Source organism: Parasedimentitalea nitratireducens (assembly GCF_057444295.1).
Genome location: NZ_JBYAXC010000003.1, coordinates 373732 through 400134, shown reverse-complemented (window position 1 = coordinate 400134; position 26403 = coordinate 373732). Strand labels below are relative to the sequence as shown.

At 56.7% G+C, this 26403-nt stretch carries 18 protein-coding genes and 2 tRNA genes; 10 read left to right on the top strand and 10 right to left on the bottom strand.

The genetic code is table 11. The features are described from left to right. Nucleotides 1-60 precede the first annotated feature (60 nt). From AC2T28_RS12540 to AC2T28_RS12525, 4 genes are all read right to left on the bottom strand, one after another. Nucleotides 61-135, bottom strand: a tRNA-Gly gene (locus AC2T28_RS12540). Nucleotides 136-224: 89 nt separating this feature from the next. Further along, on the bottom strand, nt 225-1127 hold the full coding sequence (locus tag AC2T28_RS12535) for a NaeI family type II restriction endonuclease (protein WP_486749331.1): 903 nt from the start codon (nt 1125-1127) through the stop codon (nt 225-227). 105 nt (nt 1128-1232) lie between these two features. Next, nucleotides 1233-2192 (bottom strand): DNA cytosine methyltransferase, encoded by a 960-nt coding sequence (locus tag AC2T28_RS12530; RefSeq protein WP_486749330.1) that lies wholly within the window; start codon nt 2190-2192, stop codon nt 1233-1235. A 143-nt stretch (nt 2193-2335) separates the two neighbouring features. Beyond that, nucleotides 2336-2410: transfer RNA gene (locus AC2T28_RS12525), tRNA-Gly, on the bottom strand. Between the two features lie 151 nt (nt 2411-2561). Here AC2T28_RS12525 and AC2T28_RS12520 point away from each other — a divergent pair. Next, nucleotides 2562-3461, top strand: a complete 900-nt coding sequence (locus tag AC2T28_RS12520; RefSeq protein ID WP_486749329.1) for a YHYH protein — start codon at nt 2562-2564, stop codon at nt 3459-3461. 77 nt (nt 3462-3538) lie between these two features. On the opposite strand, the gene AC2T28_RS12515 is transcribed toward AC2T28_RS12520, so the two are convergent. From AC2T28_RS12515 to AC2T28_RS12505, 3 genes are all read right to left on the bottom strand, one after another. Continuing rightward, complete coding sequence (locus AC2T28_RS12515) at nt 3539-6979, bottom strand: pyruvate carboxylase (RefSeq protein ID WP_486749328.1); 3441 nt, start codon at nt 6977-6979, stop codon at nt 3539-3541. Nucleotides 6980-7103: 124 nt separating this feature from the next. After that, the gene (locus AC2T28_RS12510) at nt 7104-8264 is read right to left on the bottom strand and encodes an alpha-hydroxy acid oxidase (RefSeq protein ID WP_486749327.1); all 1161 of its coding nucleotides are present in this window, start codon (nt 8262-8264) and stop codon (nt 7104-7106) included. Between the two features lie 176 nt (nt 8265-8440). Next, a complete protein-coding gene (locus AC2T28_RS12505; protein WP_486749326.1) occupies nt 8441-10228 on the bottom strand; it encodes a sensor domain-containing diguanylate cyclase in 1788 nt (595 codons plus the stop codon). A gap of 209 nt (nt 10229-10437) precedes the next feature. On the opposite strand from AC2T28_RS12505, the gene AC2T28_RS12500 reads away from it, so the two are divergent. After that, complete coding sequence (locus AC2T28_RS12500) at nt 10438-12864, top strand: ATP-dependent helicase (RefSeq protein WP_486749325.1); 2427 nt, start codon at nt 10438-10440, stop codon at nt 12862-12864. A gap of 61 nt (nt 12865-12925) precedes the next feature. Here the strand turns inward: AC2T28_RS12500 and AC2T28_RS12495 are convergent, their stop codons facing one another. Beyond that, complete coding sequence (locus AC2T28_RS12495) at nt 12926-14071, bottom strand: hypothetical protein (RefSeq protein WP_486749324.1); 1146 nt, start codon at nt 14069-14071, stop codon at nt 12926-12928. A gap of 855 nt (nt 14072-14926) precedes the next feature. Then, nucleotides 14927-15145 (bottom strand): DUF1127 domain-containing protein, encoded by a 219-nt coding sequence (locus AC2T28_RS12490; protein WP_486749323.1) that lies wholly within the window; start codon nt 15143-15145, stop codon nt 14927-14929. A 294-nt stretch (nt 15146-15439) separates the two neighbouring features. Here AC2T28_RS12490 and AC2T28_RS12485 point away from each other — a divergent pair, with 294 nt between their 5' ends. The 8 genes from AC2T28_RS12485 (at nt 15440) to mraY (ending at nt 24944) form a co-directional block, all read left to right on the top strand. Next, a complete protein-coding gene (locus AC2T28_RS12485; protein ID WP_486749322.1) occupies nt 15440-16504 on the top strand; it encodes an Mrp/NBP35 family ATP-binding protein in 1065 nt (354 codons plus the stop codon). An 835-nt stretch (nt 16505-17339) separates the two neighbouring features. Next, a complete protein-coding gene (gene mraZ / locus AC2T28_RS12480; RefSeq protein WP_486749321.1) occupies nt 17340-17810 on the top strand; it encodes a division/cell wall cluster transcriptional repressor MraZ in 471 nt (156 codons plus the stop codon). Then, nucleotides 17810-18802, top strand: coding sequence for a 16S rRNA (cytosine(1402)-N(4))-methyltransferase RsmH (gene rsmH / locus AC2T28_RS12475; RefSeq protein WP_486749320.1), 993 nt, complete (start codon nt 17810-17812; stop codon nt 18800-18802). The genes mraZ and rsmH overlap by 1 nt, the downstream gene beginning before the upstream one ends. Next, a complete protein-coding gene (ftsL, locus tag AC2T28_RS12470; RefSeq protein ID WP_486749319.1) occupies nt 18799-19155 on the top strand; it encodes a cell division protein FtsL in 357 nt (118 codons plus the stop codon). The genes rsmH and ftsL overlap by 4 nt, the downstream gene beginning before the upstream one ends. After that, a complete protein-coding gene (locus tag AC2T28_RS12465; RefSeq protein ID WP_486749318.1) occupies nt 19152-20933 on the top strand; it encodes a peptidoglycan D,D-transpeptidase FtsI family protein in 1782 nt (593 codons plus the stop codon). Before ftsL ends, AC2T28_RS12465 begins: the two co-directional genes overlap by 4 nt. Nucleotides 20934-20947: 14 nt before the next feature. Beyond that, nucleotides 20948-22429: a UDP-N-acetylmuramoyl-L-alanyl-D-glutamate--2,6-diaminopimelate ligase gene (locus tag AC2T28_RS12460; protein ID WP_486749317.1), complete on the top strand. Its 1482-nt coding sequence runs from the start codon at nt 20948-20950 to the stop codon at nt 22427-22429. Further along, complete coding sequence (locus AC2T28_RS12455) at nt 22426-23838, top strand: UDP-N-acetylmuramoyl-tripeptide--D-alanyl-D-alanine ligase (protein ID WP_486749316.1); 1413 nt, start codon at nt 22426-22428, stop codon at nt 23836-23838. The genes AC2T28_RS12460 and AC2T28_RS12455 overlap by 4 nt, the downstream gene beginning before the upstream one ends. A 23-nt stretch (nt 23839-23861) precedes the next feature. Next, nucleotides 23862-24944: a phospho-N-acetylmuramoyl-pentapeptide-transferase gene (gene mraY, locus AC2T28_RS12450; protein ID WP_486749315.1), complete on the top strand. Its 1083-nt coding sequence runs from the start codon at nt 23862-23864 to the stop codon at nt 24942-24944. A gap of 402 nt (nt 24945-25346) precedes the next feature. Here the strand turns inward: mraY and AC2T28_RS12445 are convergent, their stop codons facing one another. Continuing rightward, nucleotides 25347-26261, bottom strand: a complete 915-nt coding sequence (locus AC2T28_RS12445; protein WP_486749314.1) for a glutaminase — start codon at nt 26259-26261, stop codon at nt 25347-25349. Nucleotides 26262-26403: the final 142 nt, after the last annotated feature.

Below are 26403 nucleotides of genomic sequence, written 5' to 3'. Positions count from 1 at the left end.
AAACCGAAAAGGCCGCCCTAAGGCGACCTTTCGAAATCCACCCTGGGTAAGGTGGCCAACTGGAGCGGGCGAGGCGATTCGAACGCCCGACCCTAACCTTGGCAAGGTTATGCTCTACCCCTGAGCTACGCCCGCATTCCGTTGGTGAGGCGCTGAATAGAAGTTCCCGGCGCGCGCCGCAAGAGGGAAAACAGAAAAAACTGTCGGGGATGAGGAATTAGTTTTTAGTCGGCAATCTGGGGCAGATTGAAACCGGCCTGTTCCGCCATGCGGTGGTGTTGGGCGGTGGTAGGGCGGCACGAGATGAACTCACTTGGCGCACAATGCGGCAGATCCAGCGCTTTGATCAGCTGGCCGTGGAGCTGCCCCTGTAGCAATAGGATGCCGTCTTGTTCCAGCAGATCCCGTGCGCCGCGCCCTTTGTCGGATCGCACCCGGCGCATGAAGTCCTTTTGCATTGCCACCGCCTCGACCACGTCGCGGGATATCGGCTGGTTCTGAACCTCGCGAAACAGGCACGCCATGCGGGCGTTTCCGGTGTCTTGGGCAAAGATCTGATCGACGACCTGTTCGTCCATGGTGCGCCAGAAATTGGCCGGGTAGGGGTGATCACAGAGCAGCCACAGGATGTGCTGGAACCCCTCGGCCGAGATCGAGCGTTTGGCGTCTTTGTTCTGACCGGCGGTGAGATAGTCGCGGCGGGCGACGATCAGACCCAGATAACAGCGGGCGCGGACCTCGTCGGCGGCGACCAGGATGCAAGCTTGATCTACCGCTTCGGTTGGGATCATCCAATTGCTGCCCATGGTGTTCTTGATGTCCACGTCATGGCCCAGAATTTCGGTATCCAGCTTGCCGCGTTTCAGGCGCAGCAAGGCGCGCAGCTCGATTTCAACCCGGGTGCCGATATAGGTCTTTTCGGTCTTTTCCAGCTCTTCATAACTGCGCCGCCCGGTTTTGGGGGTCATGATGACATCGTCGATGCAGGTGCGCAGCATGGCGGGGAAGTCATCAGCCAAAGCAAGCGCCCCACCAGCGCGGGCGGTGATTTCAGTTTGTAGCAACGACAGCAGTTCGAAATCGGGGTGGCCTGGTTGGACCAGGCTGGGGGGGATGGATTTTTTCATTTCCGAGCCTTTGGTCCGGCCGATTGGCCGGGCCGCGCCTGACCTTCTCCGCGAGAAGGCGCTTTGCACCTCCCCAAGTTCGGGCGCGATCCTAGATACAAGGTGTCAGGCCCGCACGACATGCAGATTCGGTTTGGAAATGGCCGCTTTCAGCTGAGTGGCGACAGCCTGTGCCACCGGCGGTGGGAAGGCGTTGCCGACCTGTTTATAGGCATTGGTCTTTGCTCCGGTGAAATGCCAATCGTCCGGGAAGCCCTGAATGCGAGCCACCATGCGCACAGTCAGGCGGGGCATATCGTTATGGAACGGATCCGGGGCCTCGGGCGCGATGGTGCGGCCCTCGACGCCCAGCGAGGCCCAGGCTTTACGGGCGCGGGTTGGACCTAGATCGGGGCCGCCGTGCTTTTTCGATCCGCCAACAATTGTGGGGGCAATCTCGTTGGCCTTGGCTGCCCAATCATCTGCGCCACGCCAGCCACGTTCCTTCATCAGGTCGATCAGGGTTTCACCGACGGTGGCCGGATTATGGGGCAGTGGTTCGGGCCAGCAGAATTGATCGGTGTATTCCTTGCGCAGGGCAACGATGATTACTCGCGGACGTAGCTGTGGTACGCCAAAATCAGAAGCATTCAATAGCCGCCAGTCGGTGGTATAGCCCAGCTTGCTGAGCTGCTTTTTCAGCTTTTCGCGGTAGTCCAGAAACACCGCATCCAGAAAGCCGCGCACGTTTTCGATCATCACCGCCTTGGGGCGGGTGGCTGCGACGATTTCCAGCGCATCATCGAACAGGTTGCGTTCGTCCTTTTCGCCCAGCTGCTTACCCGCCACCGAGAACGGAGGGCAGGGCAGGCCACCAGCCAGCAGGTCAATACCGGCAAAATCGGACGCGCGTTCTTTGAACAGGCGCACATCTTCTTCAAGCACATTCCAATTGGGACGGTTGTGACGCAGGGTAGCGCAGCAATGCTTGTCGATCTCCACCAGAGCGGTGTGATCAAATCCGGCTTTTTCCAGTCCCAGGGCCTGACCGCCCGCACCTGCGCAAAGTTCAACTGATGTCAGCATGCTACCTCGTTGTTATTGGCGCCATGGGTGGCGTTCTTGCTCTGTTCTTAGCGGTTGAGCTGATTCCCCGCAAGGCAGGACACTAGTGCCTGAGCCAGAAATGCGGAAGGGCCGCCCTAAGGCGACCCTGTCCGATTGACCGATGGAGCGGGCGAAGAGATTCGAACTCTCGACCCTAACCTTGGCAAGGTTATGCTCTACCCCTGAGCTACGCCCGCATTCCGTCGGTGAGCGCTGAAATAGGAATTCCGGGGCGTGGCCGCAAGGGCAAAAACCACAAAGTTTGATTTTTTTTGAAATCTTGCGACGGAACGCTCAGGGTGCTGCGTAGAACTCTCCAAGCGTCAATTGATAACAGAGGGTTATTCTATGCGGGTTGCTAATTCAGTGAAGCTGGTTGTTTTGGGGGGCGTTATTACCGCCGGATTTGTGTTGCAAAGTGATGCGCAGGGGCGACCAAAGATGCGAAAGCATACCGCAACCCAGGCGCAAGAGCTGGATCTGGTGCCAGCCCAAGTCAGCGTTCAGGGCAATAAGGTCAAGCTGCGTGCAAGCGGCGATTCTGTGAAGATCAGAGCCAACGGGATACCGGACCACGCGGTTGGGCAGTTCCCAAATCGGGGCAATCCGCACGCGATCAAGTCTCAGAATTACCGGTTCTCTGCTGATACCGATCAACTCGCCCGCGTTGCCCAGGCCTTTGGTTTGGCTGGGTTGTTCGGGGTTGCGGTCAATGGTGTGCCATTTGATCCGGGCGCGGCGGAGTTTTGGAAAGGCAACCGTCAGTCTGGCTGGCAGTACGAGGCCCTGGGTGGGGCGGTGACATTGGGGCTGGATCAGAACTATGCCCATGTACAGCCAGGTGGGGCGTACCACTATCACGGTATGCCCTGGGGGCTGATGCAGCAGGTGGGCTGGTCGGCTGACAAGGCCTCGCCTTTGATTGGCTATGCTGCGGATGGGTTTCCGATTTATGCTATCACAGCCAAGGTGAATGGCCGCGTGCAAGAAATGACCAGTTCTTACAGTCTGAAATCTGGCAACCGGCCCGGTGGGTCGGCACCCGGTGGACGTCATGATGGAGCTTTTGTGCAGGATTATCAGTATCGTGCCGGATCGGGGACGCTGGACGAATGTAACGGCGCGCAGGTCACAACTGCGGAATTCCCTGGCGGCACCTATGCCTATTTTCTAAGCCAAGAGTTCCCAGTGGTGCCAAGATGTCTGAAAGGGCAGGCGGATCGCAGCTTTGCCAAGCGTAGGGGGTAAGTGCCCTGACATTGGCGGGAGTTTTAGGGTAAAGAAATGCGCGGGAGAAGATTAGCTCCCGCGCATTTTTTGTGTGTTTATTCCAGCTCGATCAGCAGATCCTTGGCATCGATCTGAGTGCCGGGCTGGACATGCACGGCTTTGACCACACCATCCTGTTCGGCGTGAATGCCGGTTTCCATCTTCATCGCTTCGATGGTCAGCAGTAGATCGCCTTCGTGCACTTGTTGGCCGGGCTGCACCGCAACGGTGGCCACCACTCCGGGCATCGGCGCGCCAAAGTGGTTGCCGTTGGCAGGGTCGGCCTTGGGGCGGCTCTCGGTCGTGGCCTTGACCAGACGGTTTGGTACTCGGATGACGCGGGGCTGGCCATTGAGTTCGAAAAATACCCGGACCTCACCTTTTTCATCGGTTTCACCAATGGTTTGCAGACGAATTTCGAGGGTTTTGCCAGGATCGATCTCAGCCTCGATTTCCTCGCCCGGCTCCATACCATAGAAGAAGGTCTTGGTCGGCAGGGTGCGCACAGGGCCATAGCTGCGGTGACGGCCCATGTAATCCAGGAAAACCTTGGGGTACATCAGGTAGCCGTTCAGATCTTCGTCATCGATGGCCTTGCCGTTCAGCTCAGCGCTCAACTCGGCACGTGTGGCCTCGATATCAACTGATTCCAGATGCTTGCCCGGGCGTTCCAGATTTGGCGCATCACCTTTCAGCACCTTGCTGACGATACCACCTGGGAAGCCTTTGGGCGGTTGGCCCAGATTGCCGCGCATCATGTCCACAACCGAGTCTGGGAAGGCGACGTCGGTTTTGGGGTCTTCGACCTCGGCGCGTGTCAGGCCTTGTGAAACCATCATCAAAGCCATGTCGCCGACCACTTTGGACGAAGGCGTTACCTTGACGATATCGCCGAACATTTGGTTCACGTCGGCATAGGTTTGTGCCACCTCGTGCCAGCGCTCTTCAAGGCCGAGGCTGCGCGCCTGTGCCTTGAGGTTGGTGAACTGACCGCCGGGCATTTCATGCAGGTAAACCTCGGAGGCTGGGGCCTGAATGCCGCTTTCGAAGGCTGCATATTGAGCGCGGACCTGTTCCCAGTAGTCTGAGATCTCACGCACGGTGCCGATATCAATGCCGGTGTCGCGGTCGGTATTCCGCAGACCTTCGACAATGGAACCCAAGCAAGGCTGCGAGGTGCCGCCCGAGAAGGCGTCCATGGCAGCGTCCACTGCATCCACGCCTGCATCAGCAGCGGCCAGAATGGTGGCGCCGGCAATGCCCGAAGTGTCATGGGTGTGGAAGTGGATCGGCAGGCCGACCTCTTCCTTCAGGGCTTTGATCAGCACGCGGGCGGCGGCAGGTTTCAGCAGGCCGGCCATGTCTTTCAGGCCCAGAACATGGGCGCCAGCGGCCTCGAGTTCTTTAGCCATGCCGATGTAGTATTTCAGGTCATACTTGGCGCGGTTGGGGTCAAGGATGTCACCGGTGTAGCAGATTGTGCCTTCGCAGATCTTGCCACTCTCAACCACGGCATCCATGGCGACGCGCATGTTTTCGACCCAGTTGAGGCTGTCGAACACGCGGAACACATCAATGCCCTTGGCGGCTTCAGCCACAAAGCTTTGCACCACGTTGTCGGGGTAGTTGGTGTAGCCCACGCCGTTAGAGGCGCGCAGCAACATCTGGGTCATCACGTTTGGCATCGCCTCGCGCAGGTCACGCAGGCGCTGCCATGGGCATTCTTGCAAGAAGCGATAGGCGACATCGAACGTTGCGCCGCCCCAGCATTCGACCGAGAACAGCTGGCTAAGGTTATTAGCATAAGCCGGGGCCACTTTGATCATGTCGATCGATCGCATCCGGGTGGCCAGCAGCGACTGGTGGCCATCGCGCATAGTGGTGTCGGTCAGCAGCAACTGGCGCTGAGCTTTCATCCAGTCGGCCACCGCCTGGGCGCCTTTTTGTTCCAGCAGGTTACGGGTGCCATAGGGCAGGTTGCCGGGCGCGACCTTGGGTGGGCGCGGGGCCTTGAGGTCGGCGGCAGGGGCGGCACGGCCTTCGGTTTCTGGGTGCCCGTTGACCGAGATATCAGCGATATAGGTCAACACCTTGGTGCCACGATCACGACGCTTGGTGAACCGGAACAGTTCGGGCGTCTCGTCGATGAATTTGGTGGTGTAGCTGTTGTCCAGAAAGGTTGGATGTTTCAGCAGGTTTTCGACAAAGGCGATGTTGGTCGATACACCACGGACCCGGAATTCGCGCAATGCGCGGTCCATGCGGGCGATGGCCATTTCCGGAGTCGGGGCCTTGGCGGTGATTTTGGTCAGCAGGCTGTCGTAATACCGAGTGATCACGCCGCCTGCATAGGCGGTGCCGCCATCCAGTCGGATGCCCATGCCAGTGGCCGAACGATAGGCGGTGATGCGGCCATAGTCGGGGATGAAGTTGTTCTGTGGATCTTCGGTGGTGACACGGGTCTGCAGCGCGTGGCCGGTCAGAGCGATATCATCTTGGCTGGCCTTACCGGTGGCCTCGGCGATTGATTTGCCTTCGGCGATCAGGATCTGGGCGCGGACGATGTCGATGCCAGTGACTTCTTCGGTGACAGTGTGTTCCACCTGCACGCGGGGGTTCACTTCGATGAAGTAGAACTTGCCGTCGTCCATATCCATCAGGAATTCGACAGTACCGGCGCATTCATAGCCAACAAAATCGCAAATCTTGCGACCCAACTCGCAGATCTCGGTGCGTTGCTCTTTGCTGAGATAGGGTGCAGGCGCGCGTTCAACCACTTTCTGGTTACGGCGCTGCACCGAGCAGTCGCGCTCGAACAGGTGATAAATGCCACCTTGTTTGTCGCCCAGGATCTGCACCTCGACGTGGCGGGCGCGCTGGATCATCTTTTCCAGATAGCCTTCGCCATTACCAAAGGCGGCTTCGGCCTCGCGGCGACCTTCCAGGATTTTCTCTTCCAGCTCATCTTCGCCGTAGATCGGGCGCATGCCGCGACCGCCGCCACCCCAAGAGGCTTTGAGCATGAAGGGATAGCCAACTTCGGCTGCTTCTTTGCGGATGGCATCCATGTCGTCGCCCAGAACCTCGGTGGCGGGGATAACCGGAACGCCTGCCTTAACCGCAACCCGGCGGGCGCTGGCCTTGTCCCCAAGGGCGCGCATGGTTTCAGCCTTAGGGCCGATGAAGGTGATGCCATTACGCGAACAGGCATCCACAAAGTCGGGGTTTTCAGACAGCAGACCATAGCCGGGGTGGATCGCATCTGCGCCGCATTCCTTGGCGACGCGGATCATCTCATCGATGCTCAGGTAGGCGGCAACCGGTCCCATGCCTTCGCCAATGCGATAGGCCTCGTCGGCTTTGAACCGGTGCAGGCCGAGTTTGTCTTCTTCGGCATAGACGGCAACGGTGGCTTTGCCCATCTCGTTGGCAGCGCGCATTACGCGGATGGCGATTTCGCCACGGTTGGCAATCAGGATTTTCTTGAAGTCAGTCATGTCACCCTCGGGGTCGTGCAGTTTGGAGGAAGTGTTAGGCACATCTTAGAGACAGGTATACGCGTAGTACTGGGTATAACCGGCAGGATTGTGCGTTTCTGCGGCTTCTGGTGTGGAGTTTTCCTTATTTTGTCGGCTGCAGAAGTGGTGACAGTGTCACCGGGGTGGGCAGCTGTTGCAGATTTTGACAGCCCATTTGTCCCATATTGGCCTGGAGGTCCTTGGATAGGAGGTCGATCAGATGTGCCGGGCCCTTGGGCCCAAGCGCCGCCAGAGCAAAGTGAAAGGCCCTGCCCAGCATGATGTAGTTCGCGCCCAATGCCAGCGCGCGCAGGATGTCCAACCCGCTTTCAACGCCGCTGTCAAAGATCAAGGGCAGGTCGGTGGCCTGACGGATCTGGGGTAGCATTTCGATGCTAGCGGGGCAGGCGTCAAACTGGCGGCCGGCGTGATTTGACACCCACAGCGCATCGGCTCCGATATCTTGCAGGCGCTGGGCATTTTCGGGGCGCAGTACGCCCTTAATTACCAGCGGGCCGTGCCAGTGATCGCGCAGCCATTGCACGTAGTCCCAATCGGGCGAGGTACGTAACAAATAGCCAATATGCGCGGTGGAAGACAGGCTGCCCATGTCGCCGTTGATGTATTTATCCAATGTCCGCATATGCGGCATGCCGCGCTGGGCCATGCCCAAGGCCCATGCTGGGCGCATCATCACTTGGGCCAATAGGCGCGGTGTTAATTTCGGAGGCTGCGTTAAGCCAGAACGTACCTGCCGTTCCCTGCGAGAAGCAACGGGAACATCTACTGTTAGTACAAGCACCTTGAACCCGGCCGATTTTGCACGGGCGAGCATATCCTTGCGGATGTCGGGGTCTTTGGGCGGGTAGAGCTGGAACCAACCTTGTTTGCCTAGATGTGGGGCCAGATCTTCGGGCGACTGGGTTGCCACAGTGGACAAAGAATAAGGAATACCTGCGGTAGCTGCGGTGCGCGCCAGATGACCTTCGGCGTCAGGCCAGATCAGGCCAGACATCCCCAGCGGAGCCATGCCAAAGGGCAGAGGCAGCGTTTCGCCAAACAATGAGGTGCTGAGATCTATATCAATCGGGCCATGCAGAACCGAAGGCATGAACCCGACCTGATCCAGTGCGGCGCGATTGCGCGCTTTGGTGGCTTCGGTGCCGGTGCCACTGTCGAGATACTCCCAAACGAACTTGGGCAACCGCTGGCGGGCGCGGCGGGCTAAATCGGATACAGCGGGGTAACGACTATCTAATTCCATGCGGATTTGTGGGAAGGCTTGTAGGAAATTGCAAGTGCTGCGGTGCAGCAAATTTCAAATCGAAACAATTAGCAAGGAAAGGGGGTGGTTTTGACCGGTCTGTTCCGTTTTGGAGGGTGTGGTTGGTCAAAAGTTGCGTTGCAGGCTGATCTGTGGGTGCTATTCTTCGCGCCCGGTCACTCAGCCGCGATATGTGCATCAGTTGTTTTTGGGCCCAAATGTTCAGGTTGATACCGCGGTTCGGGCTCTGAGCTTGTCGCCAGGCGCACTTGGTTGCGACCCTTGGCCTTGGCGTCATACAGGGCGTCGTCTGAGGCCCGCAGCAGATCTTGCGGCATAGTTCCGTGCATAGGATAATGTGCCACACCCAGCGAGATGGTGATGCGAGGCAATGCCTTTTCACCGTAGCGCACTGTTATGGCTTCGACCGCCTGGCGCACCATCTCGGCCTTGGTCATGATATCTTCTTGTGAACGGCCCGGTAAGATCAGTGTAAATTCCTCACCTCCAGGACGGCAAGCAACTTCGTCTCCATCACAGGCCTGCTCCAGAACGGCCCCGACCGCACGAAGGACCATATCCCCCGCATCATGCCCGTGGTTGTCATTGAATTTCTTGAAATGGTCGACATCCACGGCAATCAGACTGAGTGGCTTACCATTGTCTTGGCTGGTGCCAATGAGCTTGCGCAGACTTTCCGTCATGTGACGACGATTGAACAGCCCGGTAAGCGGGTCGCGCACAGATTGGTCGTGCAACTGATCGCGCATCCTAACATTTGCAATCGCCATGCTAATCTGCTCGGCGCACATCTGTGCCATTTTCTTGCTTTGAGTGAAGGCATTGTTGTCATTTTCAACAGCGCGCAAGTGCATTAGGCCAACGGTTTCGCCATGCGCCAGAATGGGAAAGCAATAGTAATCGCGACCATCATGTGGTTCGGAGTGCTCACAGACAAAGTCAATTTCCGAGGCTCCAAATTGATACGCACGGCCGCGTCTCAGCCCCCAGCATTCCTCGGGGTGAATGTGATCCTTATGAGTGCCACCATTCCAACTGGCACAGCCATCCAGGACGTCACGAGAGTTGGAGTAGACATATACACTGCCTTCTGCGCAGGGCAGAATATGGGTCATGAAACGTGAGACCATATCGAACAATTCGTCCAAAGAACGACTGGATTGAAGCCATTCGTTGAGTTCTCCCAGCAGGCGCACCTCGCGCGCTAGGCGCAGTTGTTCATCCAGAATGTCGCGCTCGTTTTCGTTACGCTCGCGCATTTCTTTTATCCGAAACCGGTTGGCCTTGAATGTGACATACATTGCGATCGACATGGCGAGGACCGCGATTGCGGTCAGTATGATGAGCGAATACCGCACCCGGTTAATAAATGTGGTTCTTAGAGCGGTGAAGTCAGTGAAGAATTCTAGGGCGCCGTCAAAGTGCCCATTATGCATAAAGGGTGTAAAGACCTCGGCAACTTCGCGTGTGGTTTCTGCCGAGTGGCCCTCGGTGTGTATCGCTAGGCCGTCAATTTGGTTGATACTAAGTGATTCATGTTTGTAATGGACCTGGCCCTTGGCGACAATGTTGTCAAAATAATCCCGGGTGACATACTCGCCGATGTCATCAGGTTGGGTTGACCAATAAATCTCACCACTTTCTGTCAGGAGACGCAGGCGATAGATTTCTGAGGTTTCAGGGATTAGGCTTAGCAACCTGGCATCTGCAGGAGTGACAGCCCCGTTTTCAAAAGATTCTTTGGCGTCTTCCATATGTAGAACGACACGACGTTTCCACAATTCCGATTGAAGACGGGTGTCTGTTTCTAGCATTTTGTCAACCAGCGGCGCAGGGATGGACAAGACAGCCCAGACAGATCCAGCAACAGTACCGAGAAGAACAAAGATAATGGCCAGGTTTCTGAGCCGGTTCTTAAAATTGAGACGAAGCTCGTTACGCATATTCACACTCTCAACATGAGACTAAACTAAACAAAACAGTAAGCTAGAAGTTGCATTCCAAGGTTTGCATATCGTTAAAAAGTGGTGTTGGTGTACGGATATTTGGTTCCAATTGGAGATATGTGAGCTTTAGATACACCTTAAAAGTGTGGGAACATAGTGGGAACGTCCTCTTTCCTGCGGTCAACTATTGCGCTAGGATCACGGCCATGAGCAGTTTTGATGAAATGGACGCCTTTGAGGGCGCCTCGCTATCCTCTCGTGCCATGGCGGCGCGGCCCCAGCCCTATCTTGATGCGCTGAACCCGGCGCAGCGAGAGGCAGTGGAATGCCTGCATGGGCCGGTGTTGATGCTCGCGGGGGCTGGTACTGGCAAGACCAAGGCGCTGACGGCGCGCATCGTGCATTTGCTGACCACCGGGACAGCCCGCACAAACGAGATTTTGGCGGTGACATTTACCAACAAGGCCGCACGCGAGATGAAGCAACGGGTTGGCGGAATGCTGGGCCAACCGGCCGAGGGTATGCCCTGGCTGGGGACGTTTCACGCGATCTGTGTCAAACTGCTGCGCCGCCATTGCGAGCTGGTGGGGCTGAAAAGCAATTTTACCATTCTGGATACGGATGATGTGATCCGGCTGTTGAAGCAGCTGATCCGTGCCGAAGGCATTGATGACAAGCGTTGGCCTGCGCGAACACTGGCCAATGTCATTGATGACTGGAAGAACCGCGCGCTGGTTCCGACCAAGGTGCCGGTGTCCGATGCCTCGGCCTATAATGGCAAGGGTGTTGACCTGTACGCCCAATACCAAACCCGCCTGCGCGAGCTGAACGCGGTGGATTTTGGCGATCTGCTGTTGCACATGGTGACGATCTTCCAGAACCACCCTGACATTCTGGAGCAATATCAGCGCTGGTTCCGCTTCATCATGGTGGACGAATACCAAGATACCAACGTTGCCCAGTACATGTGGCTGCGGCTGCTGGCCGGTGGGCACAAAAATATCTGCTGTGTGGGCGATGATGACCAGTCGATCTATGGTTGGCGCGGGGCCGAGGTGGGTAACATTCTGCGCTTTGACAAGGATTTTCCCGGTGCCAAGGTGGTGCGGCTGGAACAGAACTATCGCTCAACCGAACATATCCTTGCGGCTGCGTCCGGTGTGATTGCTGGCAACGAGGGCCGTTTGGGCAAAGAGCTGTGGACTGAGGCGCAGGGCGGCGAAAAGGTCCGCTTGATTGGCCATTGGGACGGCGAAGAAGAAGCGCGTTGGATTGGCGAAGAGATCGAAGCCATGCAGCGCGGTACCCATGGGCAGGGGCCTCGGGATCTTGATCAGATGGCTATCTTGGTCCGTGCTTCGCATCAGATGCGCGCGTTCGAGGATCGGTTCCTGACCATAGGCCTGCCGTACCGGGTGATTGGCGGGCCGCGATTCTATGAACGGCTCGAGATTCGCGATGCCATGGCCTATTTCCGGGTTGTGACCAGCCCGGATGATGCGCTGGCGTTTGAGAGAATAGTGAATACGCCCAAGCGGGGGCTTGGCGACAAGGCGCAGCAGACCATTCAGATGACAGCAAGGCAAAACGGTGTCTCGCTGGTCGAGGGGGCGCGGCTGGCGGTGGAAAACGGTTTGATCAAGGGTAAGGGCGCTGGGCAGCTGCGGCAATTGCTGGATAACCTGGCCCGCTGGAGCGCGATGACCGTTGGTCCGGTCCTTGAGGTCGACGATAATTCCGTGATCGACGAAGGTGGCGCTCCAAAGATGCGGTTTGGTGAACCCGACGTGCCGCACCATGAATTGGCGCAGATCATTCTGGACGAGTCGGGCTACACCACCATGTGGCAGAACGACAAAACACCAGATGCGCCGGGGCGGTTGGAAAACCTCAAGGAGCTGGTCAGCCAGCTGGAGAACTTTGAAAACCTGCAAGGGTTTCTAGAGCATGTCAGCCTGATCATGGACAACGCATCCGATGATAACGGCCAGAAGGTATCGATCATGACCCTGCACGGGGCCAAGGGGCTTGAGTTCCCGGCTGTGTTCCTGCCTGGCTGGGAGGACGGTCTGTTCCCGTCGCAGCGCAGTATGGATGAAAGCGGCCTGAAAGGCTTGGAAGAAGAGCGCCGCCTTGCCTATGTGGGCATTACGCGGGCCGAAGAGATCTGCACGATTTCCTTTGTTGGCAATCGGCGAATTTTTGGCCAGTGGCAATCGCAACTGCCGTCGCGCTTCATTGATGAGCTGCCCGAACAACATGTCGAAGTGCTGACACCTCCGGGCTTATATGGTGGCAGTTATGGTGCTGCGGCCCCGGCTGAGGCGCCGGTGCGATCAACCATCGAGCAAAAGATGCGGCAGGCTGATGGCTATAATTCACCCGGATGGAAGCGGATGCAGGCGCGGGCAGGGCAGCGCGGTATGGCGCAGCCCAAACCGGCCAGGAATCAGATTATTGATTCTACTGTGGTGTCGAGTTTCACGCTGGGCGACCGGGTGTTCCACCAAAAATTCGGATATGGCATGGTTGCTGGGATTGATGGCGATAAGCTGGAAGTTGATTTTGACAAGGCGGGCCTGAAGAAAGTGGTCGCCGCCTTTATTTCGGCCAAGGACGACATTCCGTTTTAATTGCTACTATGATTGCCCCTTTGAAAACGGGGCGATCATAGTAGGTGGGTTCCCTCACGGATCAGAAGATTGACGCCCCCATGACGCCCAAGACCGCCGATAGGTTGGATACCGTTGCGGTTATCGCAGTCCAGAATGGGATTGGGAATACCGGGCAAGACCTATAGGTCGCCAGTAGCTCGGCATCTGAACCGGTCCTTTCATGCAGGGCCGACGGGCACGACCCTCCGGAATTGAAAAACTGTGCCCGGCCAACACGCAGGGCTTTTTCCAGGCGCTTGATTTCCGGCGCTATGATGCGTCTCCGATAGGCGCGCATCTGCTTGGCCAGAATGAACATTGGCCAGAGCCAGCTGGCAAAGAAAATGGCCAGGTTGAAAAGGATCAAGGCCACAAACTGGTTTAGCCAGATGAAGTGAATCTTATCGCGCTGGCAGTTCTCAAGTTCCGTGTCTTTGGTTTTGCATTCGATATATTCATCTACAAATTTGGGGACCTCAATCAGGCTTCGCTTGTGCTCATCAACCTGCGCCAGAATCTCGTTGGCGAAATCGGATCGTTGGGCTTCGTTAACATTGCTTTGAACGATAACGAGCCACACCAGCATGAAAACCGTTGGCAGCAGTAGAACAAGCGCTTGCTCGAAATAGAAGAAACCCAGGTTGCCAAAACCGGATGAGCGGTCGGGGTGGGCTGGGTTTAAAACAAATTGGCTGGCTTCTTTTGAGAGTTTCTGCGCGGCTAACCCAGAGGCTATGCCCCGTGCAAACCGAGTGGAAACCATAAAGATGCCCATGGCTCCGCCCATGTAGAGATGGGGTTTTCCGGTTGGGTTGGAATCAACCTGGCTGATTCCATAAAAGGTGATTGCCAGCAAAACTGGAAAAACAAAAAGAAAGCTGATAGCTGAAGCGCTACGGGTCCAGGCGCGGACACGTTCTTCAGCCAGGGTAATTTCAACAGCACCGCTGCGTAAAACGCTAAGCACCCGCAGATCAAAGCCTGACTGAACCCATCGGGCAAGGGCGACTGCAATCAGTAACAATCCAAAGCCGGTCCAGGCCATTGGATCTTGGTTCAGAGGCATGCCCATAAAGAGTTCAGGATTGATCAGAAAGGCGACGTAATAAGCACAACCCGCCAGAAAAATCAGCAGTTCGGTGGTGGTCATATAGGTCCAAATACGGGGCGGAGTCAGATTGGCCATGCTCATCTCCTGCAATCGGATTGGTGAAATGCAGCGATGTTAGCACCAAACAACTCACGGGCGACTAGTTTTGTGGTCGCAAATGCCATTGTGCAAGTATAGGATGATTTGCTCAAAGTCCGTGATGCTAGCTTGCGGCCGTAACGCTGCCATTTTCGGGGATGCGCGGGTACCGATTTCTTCGGCACCCTTAGCTTGTTTGAATTGCTAGTTGATCAGGACTTCGTTGCCTTGGATCGTTAGTTCGCGCCCATTGTGGGGAATGCTACAACCGGAAAAGTAAGTTCTGATCGGACGGGGCGTATCTGATCGTCTGGGGTTACAGACCTGCGGCGCTAAGAATGATGTGGAAAACAAGTGCCCCTACAGTCCAAGTCAGAACTTTGAGACTGTGCTTTTGGATGTTTTCCCCAATAGGGCGAGATATTGGACGTTGGTGATAATGACGCCCAGAGCTGTAGTGGTGCTGGTTGGACAAATTCCCGGCTGCCATGGACGCCTCCCAAGACGATAAATCAAGTTTGCATCAAATTATCGGTGATTACTTAACCAATTCCTAACGGAGGTTGCGCTGCCGTAGTTTTGATAAGCTTGAGGGGTGTCCGCATTGCATTGACTGCGATGCGAGAAGGTTTCGCCAGTTTGCGATGAGGGGGATCGGCAAAGAAAAACGGCGGTGCCAGGGAGGAGGAGGGGCACCGCCGTTCTTTGCAACACCGGGGTTTCAGGGAGGAGGAAGTCCCGGTGTATTCTGACCCGGTTTTAAACCGGTATAGGGTGCGGCAGCATCAGGGAGGAGGAGTATGCTGCCGCTTAGGACAGGCCTTTAAGGGAGGAGAAAAGGCCTGATCTCTTTTATGTGTTCTTGTATGCGGCCTCGTAGGCTACGCTTTTTAGCGTCGAGCGGTGCAGGCCCAGATCGGCCAGCTCACGTGCTGTCAGCTCGGAAAGCTCGATCAGTGTTTTGCGGTACAGGCGGTAGCGAGTAAAGCGCGCCCAGCCTGCTTCGATCAAGGTAACAGGGGCGCAGAACAGCGAAGGTTTCTGTGTGCTGATGTGGTCTACTGCGGCCATAGTCTGGTGGTCCTTGGTGTGTATTTCGTTGCTGAGCCAGTGTGGCGTCGCTTGAGTGCAAAATAGGAATTTGCTGCGCTCGCACAATCCCCGACTTTGTCATTTCTGCTATGCAGCAAATGCATGGGTCGCCGCCTATGTGGCGAAACTTGCTGTATTATTGGAAAGGTGCAGCTTGTATGCCGCTTTTTTGAGCCGTCTGTGAACTTGCGGGTAAATCCGGAAGTTTGGCTTCGGGGTTTTGGAGAGCGGGTGCACTCTCTATATGAGTTGAAGAAACGATAGGAGGCCGAAATGGCAGTGAAGCAGGCAGATATCCACGCGGCGCTTGAGCGGTTGGCATTACCTGATGGTGGCACCCTGATTTCACGCGACATGATACGGGCGTTGCGCATCGAAGGGTCGCGGGTGAGCTTTGTTATTGAGGCGCCTAGCCCCGAAGTTGCCAAGTTGATGGAACCCCTGCGTCGCGCGGCAGAAGCAGCTGTGAGTGGGGTGCAGGGCGTTGAGACTGTTTCTGCTGCTTTGACAGCGCATGGGCCTGCGGCTCCGGCGCCAAGCCTTAAGGTGGGTGGTCATCCCAAGCCACAGGCCGGGCCCATGAAGCCTTCGGGGGTTCAACGGATACTTGCGGTGGCTTCCGGTAAGGGCGGCGTGGGTAAATCGACTGTGTCGTCCAACCTGGCTGTTGCACTGGCCAAGCAAGGCCGCAAGGTAGGGGTACTTGATGCGGATATCTATGGGCCAAGTCAGCCGCGTATGATGGGGGCTTCTGGCCGACCGGCCAGCCCCGATGGAAAGTTAATCGAACCCTTGCATGCCCATGGTGTCACGCTGATGTCGATCGGCTTCATGCTTGAAGAGGACAAGGCGGTGATCTGGCGTGGCCCGATGCTGATGGGCGCATTGCAGCAGATGCTGGGGCAAGTGAACTGGGGCGAGCTGGACGTGCTGATTGTCGATTTGCCGCCGGGCACCGGGGATGTGCAGCTGACCTTATGTACCAAAGCTGAGTTGTCAGGCGCTATTGTAGTGTCGACACCTCAGGATGTTGCTTTGTTGGATGCGCGCAAGGCAATTGACATGTTCAAAACACTTAAAACACCTGTGTTGGGGCTGATCGAGAATATGTCATTCTTTACCTGTCCCGATTGTGGCGGTGAACACCACATTTTTGGTCACGGTGGGGTTAAGGCCGAGGCTGAGAAGCTCGGCGTCCCACTGTTGGCGGCGCTGCCGATTGATCTAGAGACGCGCTTGGCTGGAGATGGCGGAGAACCAGTGGCGATTGGCGAGGGGCAGATGGCGCAAGCATATGCTCGGATTGCTGAGGGCTTGGTCAAAGGCGGCATGGCGTGAGCTGAGATCAGAGTATGCCGAAATTGATATGCGTGGGTGAGGCCCTCCCTGTTGCGGGGAGGGCCTTTCTCTTTGGGTGTTGATGTGAGGGATGTGCGGCGGGCTTTAGTTCGGGAGTGGGTTGGGAATACGTGGGGCGGCTCTGTGAAGGCGATTGGGGACTTTGTGGGAAGTGCGGGAATTTATGGGCCGGTCGGGGTGTTTCGAAGTGGGGCCTGTGAAAGTCTTGCGAAACACACTTGATTCGGAGCCATGTGGTGGCTTTTTGCGTGATGTTGCAACGCGTTGCGCCGGAACATTAAGCGAACAAAAGTTATAGGTGTAGTATTTCTGGGAAATTATGGGATTTTTTGAAAAATTCGGCGATTCCCTATATATAGTATTTTTTGAGGTTCGTTTTACCAATTATGCGAATATTAGGGTGAAAATTTGTGTTTGGAGCGGGCTGAATTTGACGTTTCACCTTGATGACTGGCATTGTTGACTAAAAAAACGTTGCAAGACCATGATCTCCCATAGTATCCCTATTACATCGAATGAGACGAAGAGCACGGGGCGCAAAACGACCCCACCATAAGCAAAAATATAGATGCAGGTTCATACAGGCCTTCGCTTTCATCGACTACAGAGATCCGGCGCGCGAGCGAGCAGACATCCCCCCAGGTGGCGCGCGCAGTCGGACACTCCCGCAAGGCGGGACGAGGGCGGCGAGTTGATCAGTGGCAGCAGATCAACTCGCTGTTTTTCTTTTTTGGGGTGCGAATAAGAGAATGAGGGATGAGGCAGAAAGGGCGTTAGTTTGGGCCGCAGGTTCAGAGGCGAAAGCCACCACAAGGTGGATACGAAAGGCAGGGTGTCTATCCCGGCCTCGTTTCGCCGTGTGCTTGAATCTGGTGACGACAATTGGCAGTCCGGCAGCAACCCTGAGCTGGTCATCGTATATGGCGATGACACGCGTAAATTTCTAGAATGTTACACCATGGAAGCCATCGACGAGGTCGATGCCAAGATTGACGCTTTGCCGCGTGGGTCTATGCCGCGCAAGGCGCTGCAAAAATTGTTCCACGGGCAGTCCTTTCCAACCACCGTAGATGAAACGGGCCGTTTGGTGCTGCCTGCGAAACTGCGCAAAAAGATTGGTCTGTCGGCTGAGGCCTTCTTTATTGCTGCCGGTGACACGTTCCAGATCTGGAACCCTGAAACCTATGAGGAAGAAGAAGAAGCGGAAACAGCCGAATGGTTGGAAGAGTTGCCCGCTGGATATGATATAATGCAGTTCCTTGATGGAGCTGGAGGAACAGACTGATGACCACGGACCAAAATACCGGCTCCGCTCCCCATATTCCTGTATTGTTGCGACCACTGCTAAAGACGGTTGCGCCGGTTTCTGGCCGTTGGCTGGATGGCACCTTTGGTGCAGGGGGCTATACCCGCGGCTTGCTTGAGGCCGGAGCCTCGCAGGTCATTGGCGTTGATCGTGACCCATTGGCGTTTGAAATGGCTGAAAGCTGGGCGGGCGAGTATGGTGACCGGCTGGTGATGCAGCAGGGCGTGTTTTCGCGCATGGATGAATATGCCAACGATCTGGATGGTGTTGTTCTGGACCTAGGTGTGTCGTCGATGCAGTTGGATTTGGCCGAGCGTGGGTTCTCGTTCATGAAGGATGGCCCGCTGGACATGCGGATGTCTCAGGATGGGCCCTCGGCGGCCGATCTTGTGGCTGAGTTATCCGAGGTTCAATTGGCGGATATTCTGTTTCATTTTGGCGAAGAACGCGCCAGCCGTCGCATTGCCAAGGCAATCGTCAAGGCACGTGCGCTGGAACCGATCACCACCACCCTGCAGTTGACCAAGATCGTTGAGGGATGCTTGCCGCGGCCCAAGCCGGGTAAATCACATCCTGCCACCCGCAGCTTCCAGGGGCTGCGCATTGCGGTAAATGCCGAATACGAAGAGTTGTTTCAGGGTTTGCTGGCCGCTGAACGGGCGCTAAAGCCCGGTGGGCTGCTGGCTGTTGTCACTTTTCATTCCATCGAAGACCGTATGGTCAAACGTTTCTTTCAGCACCGTGCGGGTAAAACCGGGCGCGCCAATCGATTTGCTCCAGAGATTGAGGAAATTCCATCGCAGTTCACGCTGGTCACCCGCAAGGCTGAAGGGCCGGATGATCAGGAACTGGCGGAAAACCCACGGTCGCGGTCAGCGCGGTTGCGGGTTGGGCGGCGTAGCGAGGCACCAGCCACGCCGATTGAAGCCCGCGATGTTGGTATGCCGCAACTGAAAGAGGCACGTCGATGAAAACTCTGGCTTATGTCTTGTCCGCGCTGGCGGTGTTTGGTCTGGCCTTTTGGGCCTACCGCGAAAACTACACCACGCAGCAGGTGTTGAAAGAGACCCGCAGCCTCCAGCAGCAGATCGGGACCGCCCAGGTTCGCCTGGGGGTTCTGCGCGCCGAGTGGGCCTATTTGAACCGTCCTGACCGTCTGCGTGAATTGGCCGAGCTGAATTTTGACGGCCTCGGCCTTTTGCCTTTGCGCCCCGACCAGTTTGGCCGGGTTGATGAAGTCTCGTATCCGCAGGAGCCATTGTTGCCGATCACCAACGGCGTTGATGTGTCGACAATGGCGGCCACCCAGAGGGCCAAACCATGATCCGCACACCACTTCGGCCATTGGCTCGTATCCTTGCTGCGCGTGACAAAGGGGAAAATCCCGACGTCATTGAAAAGGAAAACCTGGCCCATCGCCATTCTGAAATTCAGGGCCGTTCGCGACAGCGCTCCGAAGGGCGCTTGCTGGTGTTGGGGGTGTTCTTTCTTTGTGCCTATGCATTGATCGGAGTTCGTATGGGGATGATGGCAACATCTGAACCTACTGAACCGGTGGCCGTTGCATCAGGCAGTGCCATTGCGGCCCAACGTGCGGATATCGTCGACCGCCAAGGTCGCATTCTGGCGACCAACTTTGAAACCCATTCGCTCTATGCGCATCCGCATCAATTGATAGACCCTGTTGCGGCTGCGGCTGCCTTGGTCAAAGTTTTCCCTAATCTGGACCACGCACGCCTGCTCAAGGATTTTACTGGCAAGCGTAAGTTTGTCTGGATCAAGAAGAAAATCAGCGCCGAGCAGAAGCAAGCGGTGCATGACATCGGAGATCCCGGCCTGTTGTTTGGTCCGCGAGAAATGCGGCTGTACCCCAATGGCAGCCTGGCTGCTCATGTGTTGGGTGGGGCCAGTTTCGGCGAAGAAGACGTGGATGCTGCCGAAGTGATTGGTGTTGCTGGCGTCGAGCGTCAGTATGACAGCTACCTGCGCGACCCGGCCAATGGTGCCGAACCTCTGCAACTGTCGCTGGACCTGACCATTCAGGCCGCCGCCGAGCGTGTGCTGTACGGTGGTATGCGGTTGATGAACGCCAAGGGGGCAACCTCGATCCTGATGGATGTAAACACGGGCGAAGTCATCTCGGTTGTTTCACTGCCAGATTTTGATCCAAACGAACGTCCGCGCCCGCCAGTTTCGGGTGATCCATCCGACAGCCCGCTGTTCAACCGCTCGGTTCAGGGCGTGTACGAACTGGGTTCGACCTTCAAGATTTTTGCCGCTGCACAGGCGATGGATCTTGGGCTGGTGAACGCTGGTACGATTGTGGACATCCGCGGGCCTTTGCGGTGGGGACGCTTTTCGATCCGTGATTTTCATAACTACGGCAACACCTTGTCGGTTGAGCGGATCATCATCAAATCTTCCAATATCGGTACCGCGCGGCTTGCTCAGCAAATCGGAGCCGAGCGCCAGAGGGATTTCTTGTCTCGTCTCGGTATGCTGGAGCCAACCCCGTTTGAGATCTCCGAGGCCAGTGGTGGCCGACCTTTGTTGCCGCCAAACTGGTCGGAACTGTCGGCGATGACAATTTCTTATGGTCACGGTATATCGACCAGCCCCATGCATTTGGCGGCGGGCTATGCCACCATTGCAAACGGTGGCAACTATGTCAGCCCGACCATTCTAAAACAAAACGGACCACAACTGGGGCCACGGGTGATGTCCGAAGAGGCAGCAGCCGCGTCACGTAGGATGTTGCGTCAGGTTGTGACCGAAGGCACTGCTAGCTTTGGTGAGGTTCCGGGGTATCAGGTGGGCGGTAAAACCGGGACAGCCGACAAGCCCAAGCCCAATGGAGGTTATTACGACAACAAGGTGATTGCGACTTTTGCGTCGATGTTCCCTGCGCATGATCCAAAGTATGTGCTGGTTGTGACACTCGATGAACCATCAATCATCGCCTATGGTGAAGAACGTAGAACGGCTGGCTGGACGGCGGTTCCTGTGGCGGCTGAAATGATTGGCCGAATTGCACCGTTACTGGGATTGCGGCCGCAAGTTGAACCTGCGCCGCTGACTGGTATAACCCTCACCTCTAACTGACAGGTGAGGTCACCATGAACACTCCCGAAAAAGCCCTTGGCCGGTTGGGCCTGACTGCCCGTGGTGGCGCAGATCCAATGATCAAAGGTGTCACGCTAGACAGCCGTATGGTGCGCGACGGCTTTTTGTTCGCCGCACTTCCTGGCAGCGTGGTTCATGGGGCCAAGTTTATCGCAACAGCTCTGGACCAAGGCGCAGCAGCCATTCTAACGGATGCTGAAGGCGCCAAGATAGCTACCAAAGAGCTTGAAAATGGACAAGCTGCATTGGTGGTGGTCGAAGACCCACGGCAGGCGCTTGCCTATGCTGCGGCGCTTTGGTTTGGCGCCCAGCCGCAGACCTCGGTCGCAATCACAGGCACCAATGGCAAAACATCGGTAGCAACCTTTGTGCGTCAGATTTGGGAAGAACTGGGTCACTCGGCCGTGAATCTTGGCACCACCGGAGTGGAAGGGGCTTGGACCTATCCGTTGGCCCACACCACGCCAGACCCGATCACCCTGCATAAAGCCTTGGCCAAAGCCGCAGAAAATGGTGTGACCCATGTCGCGATGGAGGCTTCGAGCCACGGGTTGGATCAGCGCCGACTAGATGGCGTGCGGTTGGCAGCGGCTGGGTTTACCAATTTCACTCAGGATCATCTGGATTATCACCATACGTTTGAAGCCTATTTTGCCGCCAAGGCTGGGCTGTTTCGCCGGGTGCTGCCGGACGAAGGCGTCGCGGTGATCAATATCGACGATGATCGCGGGGCCGAGATGCGTGCCATCGCAGGCGCGCGTGGACAAGAGGTGATTACAGTTGGTCGCGGCATGGGGGATCTCTCCCTGCTGAGCCAGCGGTTTGATGCTGCGGGCCAAGATATGCGCTTTACTTGGCATGATCGGCCATACTTGGCACGGTTGGGCCTGATCGGTGGGTTCCAGGCTGAGAATATTCTGCTTGCCTGTGGTTTGGTGATTGCCTCGGGTGAAAAGCCAGAACGGGTCTTTGAAACGCTTGAGCACCTTACAACTGTGCGGGGTCGCATGGAGTTGGCGGCAACCCGTGAAAATGGGTCCACTGTGTTTGTCGATTACGCCCATACTCCGGATGCCGTGGCCACCGCGATCAAGGCGCTGCGACCACATGTGTTGGGGCGGTTGGTTGCGGTTGTTGGTGCTGGTGGTGATCGGGATGTCGCCAAGCGCCCACTGATGGGGCAAGCCGCGACGGAAAATGCGGATGTAGTGATTGTTACCGACGACAACCCGCGAAGCGAGGATCCTGCGTTGATCCGAGCAGGTGTCAAAGCCGGCGCACCCGAGGCGATGGAAGTCGGCGATCGTGCCGAAGCGATTTTACGTGGTGTCGATGCGCTTAGCCCCGGCGATGCTTTGTTGATTTGTGGCAAGGGTCATGAAAGCGGGCAGATTGTCGGCGATGACATTTTACCATTTGATGACGTAGAGCAGGCCAGCATTGCCGTTGCCGCTTTGGACGGTGGATTGGTATGAGCCTTTGGACACGGGACGAGGCGGTTGCGGCAACTGGTGGGCGCGCTCAGGGTGATTGGAGCGTCAACGGTGTCTCAATCGATACCCGCACCCTGCAATCCGGTGATTTGTTTGTTGCTCTAAAAGCAGCGCGCGACGGGCACGACTTTGTCGCACAGGCTCTGGCCAAGGGGGCAGGGGCAGCTCTGGTCTCGCACATACCCGATGGCGTCGATGCTGATGCACCTTTGCTGATTGTTGATGATGTGCTGGCCGGGCTCGAAGCCCTGGGCAAAGCAGCGCGCGGGCGCTGTGATGCACAGGTTGTGGCCGTAACCGGCTCAGTTGGCAAAACCTCGACCAAAGAGATGCTGCGCACGGTGCTGTCAGCCCAGGGGCGCACCCATGCTGCAGTTGCCAGCTACAACAACCACTGGGGCGTGCCGCTGACTTTGGCACGGATGCCTCGGCACACGGAATTTGCTGTGATCGAGATTGGCATGAACCATCCGGGTGAGATTGCCCCTTTGGCTGCAATGGCACGACCGCATGTGGCGCTGATCACCAATGTTGCCGCCGTGCATATCGAAGCCTTTGAGACGATTGAAGGTATCGCTCACGAGAAAGCCGCCATTTTCAACGGGCTAGAGCCGCTGGGCATTGCCATCAGTAACGGCGATTTGGAAACCGCCCCGATCATGGCAATCGCCGCTGATGCACAGGCTGCCAAACTGCATTGCTTCGGCGAGGGCGCAGGCAATGCCTGCCAACTCTTGAATGTCACTTTGCAAGACACGCAAACGATCGGTCAGGCGCGCATCCATGACCATCCTCTGTCCTTTACCGTCAATGCGCCGGGCCGACATTTTGCTCAGAACGCTGTGGCTGTCTTGGCCGTGGTTGCGGCACTGGGGTTAGATCTGGACAAAGCAGCGGCTGACCTATCGCTCTGGACGCCACCTGCCGGGCGCGGCATGCGTGAGATCATCCAGCTAGACCCCAACAACGAGGCGCAGAAGCTTGAGCTGATCGATGATGCCTTCAATGCCAGCCCCACCTCGATGAAGGCCTCGCTTGAGGTTTTGGCCGCCGCCAAACCCAAGGGCCGACGGGTTGCGGTTCTGGGCGATATGCTGGAGCTGGGTGCGGCTGAAGCCACCATGCATGCCGGTTTGGGTGATCTGCCATTTCTGTCCGAAATCGATGTAATCCACTGCGTCGGCCCGCGCATGCAGAGCCTGTGGCAGCGCCTACCATCGGATCAACGTGGCCGATGGGTTAAAAGCGCCGATGAGCTGCTGGACGATCTGGACCGGCTTGTTGATGCTGGCGATGTTGTGCTGATCAAGGGCTCCAAGGGCATCAAAGTCTCCAAGATCGTTGACGGCATCCGTAAATTAGGCCATGGCGGCGCCACCCAATCAAAATGAACTAGCGAACAGGACCTCTTTACATGCTCTTTTGGCTTACCGAGCTATCTGACGGCGGCGATTTCTTTAACCTGTTTCGCTATATCACCTTTCGCGCGGGCGGGGCATTCCTGACGGCACTGATTTTTGGCTTTGTCTTTGGCAAACCTCTGATCAACGTGCTGCGCAAAAAGCAGGGCAAGGGCCAGCCCATCCGTGATGACGGCCCCGAGGGTCATTTTGTCAAGGCGGGCACGCCAACCATGGGCGGGCTGCTGATCGTCGGCGCGCTGGTGTTCTCGACACTGGTCTGGGGCCGCTGGGACAACCCCTTTATCTGGCTGGTGCTCTTTGTCACCCTGTCCTTTGCTCTGATTGGGTTTGCCGATGACTATGCCAAGGTTTCCAAGCAGAACACAGCCGGCGTTCCCGGTAAGGTGCGATTACTATTGGGTATTTTGATCGCTATTGTCGCCGCCCTCTGGGCTTCGGCGCATCATCCCGAGGCGCTGCAGAACCAACTGGCGCTGCCGGTGTTCAAGGATACGCTGGTCAATCTGGGCTATTTCTATGTACCGTTTTCCATCTGCGTGGTGGTGGGCACCGCCAATGCGGTCAACCTGACTGATGGTCTGGACGGTCTCGCCATCATGCCAGTGATGATCGCCGCCACCACGCTGGGCATCATTGCCTATGCCGTGGGCCGGGTCGACTTCACCGAGTATCTGGACGTCCACTATGTGCCCGGCACCGGGGAGATCCTGATTTTCACCTCAGCGCTGTTTGGCGGAGGTCTTGGCTTCCTGTGGTACAACGCCCCACCGGCAGCGGTGTTCATGGGCGACACCGGATCCTTGGCCCTGGGCGGCGCCCTGGGTGCCATCGCGCTGGTCACCAAGCACGAGCTGGTGCTGGTCATCGTCGGAGGCCTGTTTGTGGTCGAAGCACTCAGCGTGATCATTCAGGTGCTCTACTATAAGCGCACCGGCAAGCGGGTCTTCCTGATGGCCCCGATCCATCACCACTATGAGAAAAAGGGTTGGGCCGAGCCGACCATCGTGATCCGTTTCTGGATCATCTCGCTGATCCTGGCGATGATTGGTCTGGCGACGCTGAAGGTGAGGTGAAACACTAGCCTCTGGTCCGGCCGACAGGCCGGGCCACGCCAGAACTTCCCGTCAAACCTATGGTTTGCCTCTGGCAAAACGGAGAAGGCGCTTTGCACCTCCCCAAGGTCAGGCACCTCCCCAATATCAGGCAGGGGCATTCGCCCACATCTCGGCCGGGCGCTGACCTAAGTAGTACCCCAAACCTTTCAACTTCCCCGCGATCTGGTACAGCGGCGTGAATCAGTGTTGGAGGGTTTCATGCAGCAAATGGTTTTAGAGTATTGGGGCGCTTTGGCTGGGCCGATTTCCGTGATCGGGATATGGACCGCATGTCGACAGTTCAGGAACGGCTAACCAAAAACCACCAACACCATCATCGCCAAAGACAACAACACCCAGTCGGACGTAGCGGCGGTGGGCTTAAAACACTGACCAATCCACGGTCCTTGCCAGCTGTTCCAGCGCCTGCGTACCCAGTTTGGAATTTCCATTGTGATCCAGTCCCGGTGACCAGACCGCGATACTGGCAACGCCTGGTACAATGGCCAGAATGCCGCCACCCACACCGCTTTTGGCAGGCAGCCCGACACGAAAAGCAAAATCGCCTGACCCGTCGTAATGACCGCAGGTCAGCATCAAAGCGTTCAGACGGCGCACCCGGGTCTTGGCCACCAGTCGCGGACCAGTGCTGGTTCCAATCAGGAAACGCCCGGCCTGTGCCAGTTGCTGTGCTGTCATTTCAATGGCGCATTGATGGAAATAAGTGCCTAGCGTCAGCTCCGCCGGGTTCTTCAGGTTGCCGCAAGAGGCCAGAAAATGCGCCAGCGAGAAATTGCGGTGTCCATGCGCCTGTTCTGACGCCGCCACCGCCCTGTTGATATGAATATCCTCATCTTCCGAGGCAGCCCGCACAAAGGTCAGGATTTCTGACAGCGCCTCTTTGGGCGCCCGCCCAGCCAGAATTTCATCTGTTGTAACAATGGCGCCTGCATTGACAAACGGATTGCGCGGGCGGCCGTTTTCATGTTCCAGTTGCACAATCGAATTAAAGGCATTGCCCGAAGGCTCTCGCCCCACACGGGCCCACAATTGGTCGCCGGACCGCCCCAGTGCAATGGCCAAGGTGAACAGCTTGGTGATGCTTTGCAGGGAAAACCGGTTTTTTGCATCACCCGCACTGACCAGCCCGCCATCAGCAGTGGCAACAGCAATGGCAAAAAGAGCGGGATCCACCTGACCCAACTCGGGGATATAGTCGGCCACCTTGCCTCGATCATCGCGTTCCGCCATATCGCGCGCTATTTGATCCAGCGTATCCTGCAACTTGGACGTCACGGTATTCTCCTGTGTCACTTGGCGCAGAACATCGGGATTCGCGGCTGTCTGTCAACGCGGTTTTGCTGGTGAACAGACGCTGCGCTTGTGAGGGCTGATCTCCTGCCAATCAATTCGATAGCGCCAATCGTGAGCACGGGCT

Excerpts from the sequence above, each read along its gene's own strand:
- AC2T28_RS12535 (WP_486749331.1), bottom strand. The coding sequence starts at position 1,127 with ATGAAAAAATCCATCCCCCCCAGCCTGGTCCAACCAGGCCACCCCGAT.
- AC2T28_RS12530 (WP_486749330.1), bottom strand. The coding sequence starts at position 2,192 with ATGCTGACATCAGTTGAACTTTGCGCAGGTGCGGGCGGTCAGGCCCTG.
- AC2T28_RS12520 (WP_486749329.1), top strand. The coding sequence starts at position 2,562 with ATGCGGGTTGCTAATTCAGTGAAGCTGGTTGTTTTGGGGGGCGTTATT.
- AC2T28_RS12515 (WP_486749328.1), bottom strand. The coding sequence starts at position 6,979 with ATGACTGACTTCAAGAAAATCCTGATTGCCAACCGTGGCGAAATCGCC.
- AC2T28_RS12510 (WP_486749327.1), bottom strand. The coding sequence starts at position 8,264 with ATGGAATTAGATAGTCGTTACCCCGCTGTATCCGATTTAGCCCGCCGC.
- AC2T28_RS12505 (WP_486749326.1), bottom strand. The coding sequence starts at position 10,228 with ATGCGTAACGAGCTTCGTCTCAATTTTAAGAACCGGCTCAGAAACCTG.
- AC2T28_RS12500 (WP_486749325.1), top strand. The coding sequence starts at position 10,438 with ATGAGCAGTTTTGATGAAATGGACGCCTTTGAGGGCGCCTCGCTATCC.
- AC2T28_RS12495 (WP_486749324.1), bottom strand. The coding sequence starts at position 14,071 with ATGGCCAATCTGACTCCGCCCCGTATTTGGACCTATATGACCACCACC.
- AC2T28_RS12490 (WP_486749323.1), bottom strand. The coding sequence starts at position 15,145 with ATGGCCGCAGTAGACCACATCAGCACACAGAAACCTTCGCTGTTCTGC.
- AC2T28_RS12485 (WP_486749322.1), top strand. The coding sequence starts at position 15,440 with ATGGCAGTGAAGCAGGCAGATATCCACGCGGCGCTTGAGCGGTTGGCA.
- rsmH (WP_486749320.1), top strand. The coding sequence starts at position 17,810 with ATGACCACGGACCAAAATACCGGCTCCGCTCCCCATATTCCTGTATTG.
- ftsL (WP_486749319.1), top strand. The coding sequence starts at position 18,799 with ATGAAAACTCTGGCTTATGTCTTGTCCGCGCTGGCGGTGTTTGGTCTG.
- AC2T28_RS12465 (WP_486749318.1), top strand. The coding sequence starts at position 19,152 with ATGATCCGCACACCACTTCGGCCATTGGCTCGTATCCTTGCTGCGCGT.
- AC2T28_RS12460 (WP_486749317.1), top strand. The coding sequence starts at position 20,948 with ATGAACACTCCCGAAAAAGCCCTTGGCCGGTTGGGCCTGACTGCCCGT.
- AC2T28_RS12455 (WP_486749316.1), top strand. The coding sequence starts at position 22,426 with ATGAGCCTTTGGACACGGGACGAGGCGGTTGCGGCAACTGGTGGGCGC.
- mraY (WP_486749315.1), top strand. The coding sequence starts at position 23,862 with ATGCTCTTTTGGCTTACCGAGCTATCTGACGGCGGCGATTTCTTTAAC.